This is a genomic window from Streptomyces sp. NPDC001732, from assembly GCF_053596315.1.
Map to the genome: position 1 here is coordinate 310273 of NZ_JBSFFY010000003.1, position 6798 is coordinate 317070.

Genomic DNA, 6798 nt, shown 5'->3' on the forward strand with positions numbered 1-6798 from the left:
ACCCCGCTCTACCTTGCAGTCACAGCAGATCGCCAACATTCCGGGGACGCCATGCCAGTAAGGGACCTGCCACCAGTAGACGGGCTGACGGACCAGCAGCGTGGCGCGAACTGCTGCTTCTGCGGCGCCCCCCTGCTCAACGGACGAGCCCACGACCTCGGTCCCCGCCCGATCGACGCGCATGGGTCCTCGGCCCTGTGGTTTCCCCGCTGCTGTCCAACCTGCTGGAAAGGCCACCAGTGATCACTCTGACGAAATCGGTCGGCTCGCCCGACGACGCGTACCGCACCCTGCGCGGCCACACCTACAGCTGTGCGGCCTGCCGTGCGGGGCGCAACTGTGTCACCGCGGTCCGTCTCGGCCGGGCCCGGCGGGAGGCCCGCCGATGACGTGCGACTGCTGCCAGCACCCCATTGCCCCGGGGGAATCGAAGACGTACGACGTGCCTGGCGCAACTGGGCCCGGCTCCACACTCCACGGTCACAAGGAGCCGTGCTCGCTGCCCGTCGCGCACCGGCCGACGCCGTATCCGGTGCGCCGCCGGTACTGATCTCCCGTTCGTGGCTGCATCGCGCCGGCCAGTCACGAACGGGCCCAGCCGCCCCGGTCGCGCCGTCCCCCGTCGGCCGGCCGGGGCTACTCGCGCACGAGGTCGGCGAGCGGCACACCGATCGCATCGGCGATGCGGATGAGGGTGTCGATGCGTGCTGCGGCGTGGCCTTGCTCGATGCGGTTGTACAGGCCGAGCGTGATGCCGGCCCGGAGCGCGACTTCTTCCTGCGACAGGTTTGCCCAGAGGCGGGCAGCGCGGAGCTGCTCGCCGATGGCCCGGCGCCTGGCGATGACGCGCTCGGGCGGCATGAGCTGGTGGTGCACTCGACCACGGTCACCGCAGCATGATCGTTTTGTCTTTACGGTCAACCGCAAAATATGTGATCTTGCAGCCATTTCCGCTTGGCGCGGATACGCTTCCGGGAAGTACCAAACGGTTTGTAGCTAAAACCAATCCGCGCGTGACCGAATGCCTCGCATCGAATCGAATTGCATGCGCGTTCGACACTTTTTCGCGCACCCATGGCCGACCATCCGTCCACCGCAAGCGCCCCTCAGCGGCGGACCACCCAGGACTGCTAGGGCAGGATTTAATCCACCTCCCCGGGTGGATACCCCGCCCCGGCCAATGAGAGCGACCCCCAGCGCTGGTGGCGCTGGGGGTCGCCCCTTTTCCCATGGGAGACAGATGGGAGAAAGATCTTGCTCACCAAGGCCAAGTGAGGCTAGCCCAAGCTAACTGAGGCTAAGGACTGTCCCGTAATCCCCGGTGGATCAGCGCGCGGCGTCAGATGCGGTGCATCGCAAGGCGGAAGGGCGTCCGCATACTGGATGTATTCGGACGTTCCGACAACGCAGCGAGGTGCCGTAGCTGTCGTCGCGCGCCCGCCGGGGATTACGGGACAGCCCTTAGATACCCGCAAGGAGTTCCAGCAGGTAAGCCGCTGACCAGTAGCTTCCCGGGCTGCACCGTTGATCCAGACGATCACGGCTCCCCCTCTTCCGTAGCCCCCCGTGGCTTGCCCGCAACACCCTGCCGCGAAAACCAGGCCGTGGCGACGTCTGTGGCCCGAACGGACCCGACGGCCACCCGCCGCCCGCGCCCCGCACCGCGGCTCCGCCCGCGCCCCGCACCGCGGCTCCGGCCGGGCCCGCGGCCGGTACGGGGGCGCACAAAGGGAGTCGAAGCAGAGACAAGGGCGGGAAACGTCCCCGCCCGACCGGGTGCGGCAAGCCTGGCACCGGGCAGCGGCGCACATGCCGACTGGTGCCGCGACCACCACTCGGGCACCAACCTTCCGCCTTTTCATCACAACTGAATCACCAACGGAACATGTGACTCCTTGGTGTTCGGCGGGGCAGTTACGTTCATCCCTCCATGAGCCGTACCAGGGGGGACATATGTCTCGAAGTCAGCAGCCGCCGTGGGGGCATCCGCCTCAGCCACCCGCCAACACCCCTTACGGGCCGCCCGCTTCACCGGATCGCCGTCCGAAGTGGGCACGGAAGCGGATCATGATCCCGGTCGCCGTCGTCCTGTTCTTCATGGGCGTGGGCATCGGCGGCGCCGATGATCCCGCCAGGACGGAGAAGACCGCGGACGCGAAGGCCGCACCGTCCGCCACGGTGACCGCGACGGCCACGGTGACGGCCACCCCGGCACCGTCGGTCACCGAGACGGTGACCGCGAGCCCGGAGCCGGCGCCGACCGTCACGAAGACCCGGACCGTCCGGGTGACCGTCCCGCCCGAGGCCGAGGACGACGGGACCTCCGGCGGGTCCGGATCGGGCGGGGGCGGCGGCAGCAGCACGTACTACGCCAACTGCAGCGCCGTGCGCGCGGCCGGCGCCGACCCCATCCGCGTGGGCCAGCCCGGCTACGGTCGCCATCTCGACCGGGACGGGGACGGGGTCGGCTGCGAGTAGCGGCCGCCCGGGGCGGGCCTCGTCCTGGGGGCCGGCGGCTGTCCCTTGCCGGCCCCCAGGGTGAGGCCCGCGATGAAGTGGCGCTGGAGCAGCAGGAAGACCACGACCGTGGGCAGGGCGACGATCACCGAGCCCGCGGCGAGCAGGTTGTTCCGGGCCACGGCCCAGAACTGCGGGTACTCGGTGAAGAAGGTCGTGCAGTTGCGCGTGCCCACCCACCACCGTCGGTCTGCGTCATGTCCAGCTCCTTCGGACACGCAATCCGACACAACCGGACGCGCGTTGGGATGTCACTCCCAAGTCATGGCGTCACCAAGAGTTTTGACGAAGTGGCAGACAACTTCTGTCGCTCCTCTTCCATCGGAGCCCAACACGTTGTGACGCAACCGCACGCCGGGCACGCCCCGTGCCGCCGCCCGGCCGCAGGCCCGCAGGACGGCGTCCGCCGGGCCCGGATACCCGTCAGCCCCGGGCATCCGTCAGCTCTGAGGGACCGTCAGCCTCGGCGGCCACGGCCCCGCCCGCGCCCGCCCGCATCGCCGCCGCGGCGGCGCCCACCAGCCCCGCGTCGGCGCCCATCACCGCCGGGGCCACCGTGAGCTGCTGGACGAAGGAGAGCGTGGCGTACTGGCGCAGGGCGCGGCGCAGCGGGCCGAAGAGGATGTCGCCCGCACCGGCCACTCCCCCGCCGATCACCGCGATGTCGATCTCGACGAGCGTGGCGGTGGCCGCGATTCCGGCGGCCAGGGCCTGTGCGGCGCGCTCGAACGACGCGACGGCGACCGGGTCCCCGGCGCGCGCCGCGGCGGCCACCGCGGCGGCCGAGGCGTCGCCGTCCGGGCCGGGCCGCCAGCCGGCCTCCCGCGCCCGGCGGGCGATGTTCGGGCCGCTGGCGATGCGTTCGACGCAACCGCGCGAACCGCACGGACACGGGTCGCCGTCCAGGTCCACACTGAGATGGCCGATGTGCCCGGCGTTGCCCGTCGGGCCGGGATGGAGCCTGCCCCCGAGGACCAGCCCGCCGCCGACCCCCGTGGACACGACCATGCAGAGTGCGTTGTCATGGTCCCTAGCGGCGCCCAGCCAGTGCTCGGCAGCCGTCATCGCGACCCCGTCGCCGACCAGTTCGACGGGCAGTCCGCCCGCCGCCTTGCCGACCCTCTCCACCAGCGGGAAGTCGCGCCAGGCCGGGACGTTGACGGGGCTGACCGTACCGGCCGACGCGTCCACCGGGCCCGCGCTGCCGATCCCGACGGCCGCCACCCGCTCCCACGCCGGGGAGGCGGAGACCTCGGCGAGGACCTCCTCCACAGCCGCCATCACCCTCTCGGCGCCCTCCCGGGCAGGGGTCGGCCGCTGCGCCCGCACGAGCAACCCGCCGTCGCCGTCCACCAATGCGGCGGCGATCTTGGTGCCGCCGATGTCCAGCGCGGCGACGAGGTCGGTATGCATCGGTGAGGCTCCGTGAGTAGGCGGCGGGACCCGGGGCCTCTCGTGCGGGTCGCGCCGGGCTCGCGGGGCCCGGCACGCGCACCGATGCGGCCCGACCCGAACGGAAGACCCTGGGTCCAGGAATCGGTCTGCCCAGTCTCCATTCCGCTGACAACGTTGTCCAGGGCCTATGCTCGACGGCACAGCCTCCGGTCGGCCCCATGGCGACGCCCACGGACCCGCCGGGCCGCCCGCCTCCGAGAACAGGACAGCGCACCGTGGCCGAGACCGCCCGTCACTCCGAGCCCCGTTACGGCAACCGGCCGACCATGAAGGACGTGGCCGCACGGGCCGGAGTGGGCCTCAAGACGGTCTCCCGCGTGGTCAACAGCGAGCCGGGGGTCACGGCCGACACCGAGCGCCGGGTCCAGGAGGCCATCGAGGCGCTCGGCTTCCGCCGCAACGACAGCGCGCGCGTCCTGCGCAAGGGCCGCACCGCCTCGATCGGCCTGGTCCTGGAGGACCTCGCCGACCCCTTCTACGGTCCGCTGAGCCGCGCGGTGGAGGAGGTCGCCCGAGCCCACGGCGCCCTGCTCATCAACGGGTCGAGCGCCGAGGACCCGGAGCGCGAGCAGGAGCTCGTGCTCGCGCTGTGCGCCCGCCGGGTGGACGGGCTGATCGTGATCCCGGCCGGTGACGACCACCGTTATCTGGAACCGGAGATCAGGGCGGGCGTCGCCACCGTCTTCGTGGACCGCCCGGCGGGCCGGATCGACGCCGACACGGTTCTCTCCGACAGTTTCGGCGGTGCCCGCGAGGGCGTCGCGCACCTGATCGCGCACGGGCACCGGCGGATCGGGTTCATCGGGGACCAGCCGCGCATCCACACGGCCACCGAGCGGCTGCGCGGCTACCACGCGGCGATGGCGGACGCCGGGACGGAGGTCGCGGACTCCTGGGTCTCCCTCGGCTCCACCGAACCCGACCGGGTCCGGGCCGCCGTCGAGGGGATGCTCTCCGGCCCCGAGCCCGTCACCGCGATCTTCGCGGGCAACAACCGGGTGACGGTGACGGCGGTACGCGTCCTCGCGGAGCAGGAGCACCGCATCGCCCTGGTCGGCTTCGACGACATCGAGCTAGCCGACCTGCTCGGCATCACCGTCGTCTCCCAGGACGCCGCCGCCGTGGGCCGCACCGCCGCCGAACACCTCTTCCGCCGGCTGGACGGCGCCGATCACGCCCCGGCCCGCGTGGAGCTCCCCACGAGGCTCGTCGCGCGCGGCTCGGGCGAACTGCCGCCCGCCTGAGCCGCACGGCTTCCCGGCGGTCGGCCGTTACGGCGCGGTCACCGTGAGCCCGGCCCGTCGCGGCGACGCGAACGCGTCCAGGTCAGCCCGGGTCAGCCCGGTCAGATGGGCCACCTCCGCGGTGTCCAGGGCGCCGCAGTCGATGCCGCGCAGGAGGTAGCCGCTGAGTGCCTTGGCCGTGGCGGGTTCGTCCATGACGTCGCCGCCGGCCTTGGCGACGTACGCGGCGAGGCGGGCCGCGGCCTGCTCCAGGCCCTCGCGGTAGAAGGTGTAGACGGCCGCGTAACGGGTCGGCAGGTGGCCCGGGTGCATGTCCCAGCCCTGGTAGTAGGCGCGGGCCAGCGCGCGGCGGGTGAGCCCGTAGTGGAGCCGCCATGCTTCGTGGACCCGGGGGGTGGGGCCGACCGGGAGGACGTTGGTGGAGCCGTCGCAGACCCGTACGCCGGTGCCCGCCGCGGCCACCTGCATGACGGCCTTGGCGTGGTCGGCGGCGGGGTGGTCGCTGGCCTGGTAGGCGGCGCTGACGCCGACGCAGGCGCTGTAGTCGAAGGTGCCGTAGTGCAGGCCGGTGGCCCGGCCCCGGGCGGCGTCGATCATGCGGGCGACGGCGGCGGTGCCGTCGGCGGCGAGGATGGACTGGCTGGTCTCGATCTGGATCTCGAAGCCGAGCCGTCCGGCGGGCAGGCCGTGGGTCTCCTCGAACGCCTCCAGGAGCCGGACGAAGGCGGTGACCTGTTCCGGGTACGTCACCTTGGGGAGGGTGAGGACCAGCCCGTCGGGCAGGCCGCCGGCCCGCACGAGACCGGTGAGGAAGACGTCCGTGGTGCGGATGCCCCGGTCGCGCACGGCGGCCTCCATGCACTTCATCCGGATGCCCATGTACGGGGCCGCCGTGCCGTTCGCGTACGCCTCCGAGACCAGCCGGGCGGCGCGGGCCGCGGCCTCGTCCTCCTCGGCGTCGGGGCGGGGTCCGTAGCCGTCCTCGAAGTCGATGCGCAGGTCCTCGACCGGCTCGCGCTCCAGCTTGGCGCGCACCCGGTCGTGGACGGGCCCGGCGAGCTCGTCCGGAATGCCGAGGACGGCCGCGAACGAGGCGGCGTCGGGGGCGTGTTCGTCGAGCGCCTCCAGCGCCCGGTCGCCCCAGGAGCGGATGGTGCCCGCGGCGAACGTGTCGCCGGGGACGTAGACCGTGTGGATCGGCTGACGCGTGCCGGGGTCTCCCGGGTAGCGGCGGGCGAGCTCGGCGTCGACCGCGGTGAGGGAAGCGCTGATCTCCTCGCTGACCGTACCGGCGAGGCTCGTTGCCACCTTCTCCTGCTGACCCATTTCCACACCCTCCACAGTCACGTTGTTTCCGCTTCCTGGAATCAACAATCCGTATAGTGAAGTTATAAGGCGGCCGTATCCGCGTCAATGGTGACCGGAAACGGCCCGGGGCCGCGCGGCGGGAACACACCGCGCGGCCCCGGGCCGTCAGGATTCTCTGCCGGGGGTCAGCCCTTGCGGGTGTTGACTTCCTCGGTGAGCTGGGGGACGACCTGGAAGAGGTCGCCCACGACGCCGTAGTCGACGAGGTCGAAGA

At 71.9% G+C, this 6798-nt stretch carries 6 protein-coding genes and 1 pseudogene; 3 read left to right on the forward strand and 4 right to left on the reverse strand.

All coding sequences use genetic code 11. The annotated features are described in order from the left end of the window. Positions 1-239 precede the first annotated feature (239 nt). Positions 240-389 (forward strand): hypothetical protein, encoded by a 150-nt coding sequence (locus ACWCXX_RS06430; protein ID WP_451124915.1) that lies wholly within the window; start codon positions 240-242, stop codon positions 387-389. A 247-nt stretch (positions 390-636) separates the two neighbouring features. Here ACWCXX_RS06430 and ACWCXX_RS06435 read toward each other — a convergent pair whose 3' ends face one another. Next, positions 637-876, reverse strand: coding sequence for a helix-turn-helix domain-containing protein (locus tag ACWCXX_RS06435; protein WP_451124917.1), 240 nt, complete (start codon positions 874-876; stop codon positions 637-639). A gap of 1191 nt (positions 877-2067) precedes the next feature. Here ACWCXX_RS06435 and ACWCXX_RS06440 point away from each other — a divergent pair. Further along, complete coding sequence (locus ACWCXX_RS06440; protein WP_451124919.1) at positions 2068-2478, forward strand: excalibur calcium-binding domain-containing protein; 411 nt, start codon at positions 2068-2070, stop codon at positions 2476-2478. A gap of 41 nt (positions 2479-2519) precedes the next feature. On the opposite strand, the pseudogene ACWCXX_RS06445 reads toward ACWCXX_RS06440, so the two are convergent. Both ACWCXX_RS06445 and ACWCXX_RS06450 read right to left on the reverse strand, forming a co-directional pair. Next, positions 2520-2627, reverse strand: a pseudogene (locus tag ACWCXX_RS06445) (carbohydrate ABC transporter permease); the annotation flags it as partial. Between the two features lie 313 nt (positions 2628-2940). After that, positions 2941-3930, reverse strand: a complete 990-nt coding sequence (locus tag ACWCXX_RS06450) for an ROK family protein (RefSeq protein ID WP_451124921.1) — start codon at positions 3928-3930, stop codon at positions 2941-2943. 257 nt (positions 3931-4187) lie between these two features. On the opposite strand from ACWCXX_RS06450, the gene ACWCXX_RS06455 reads away from it, so the two are divergent. Continuing rightward, complete coding sequence (locus tag ACWCXX_RS06455; protein WP_451124937.1) at positions 4188-5216, forward strand: LacI family DNA-binding transcriptional regulator; 1029 nt, start codon at positions 4188-4190, stop codon at positions 5214-5216. A 27-nt stretch (positions 5217-5243) separates the two neighbouring features. On the opposite strand, the gene ACWCXX_RS06460 is transcribed toward ACWCXX_RS06455, so the two are convergent. Continuing rightward, positions 5244-6542, reverse strand: a complete 1299-nt coding sequence (locus ACWCXX_RS06460) for a DUF6986 family protein (RefSeq protein WP_451124923.1) — start codon at positions 6540-6542, stop codon at positions 5244-5246. Between the last annotated feature and the right edge of the window lie 256 nt (positions 6543-6798).

What these genes read in the sequence shown, in the direction of transcription:
- ACWCXX_RS06460 (WP_451124923.1), bottom strand. Translation starts at nt 6,542, where the DNA reads ATGGGTCAGCAGGAGAAGGTGGCAACGAGCCTCGCCGGTACGGTCAGC.
- ACWCXX_RS06450 (WP_451124921.1), bottom strand. Translation starts at nt 3,930, where the DNA reads ATGCATACCGACCTCGTCGCCGCGCTGGACATCGGCGGCACCAAGATC.
- ACWCXX_RS06440 (WP_451124919.1), top strand. Translation starts at nt 2,068, where the DNA reads ATGATCCCGGTCGCCGTCGTCCTGTTCTTCATGGGCGTGGGCATCGGC.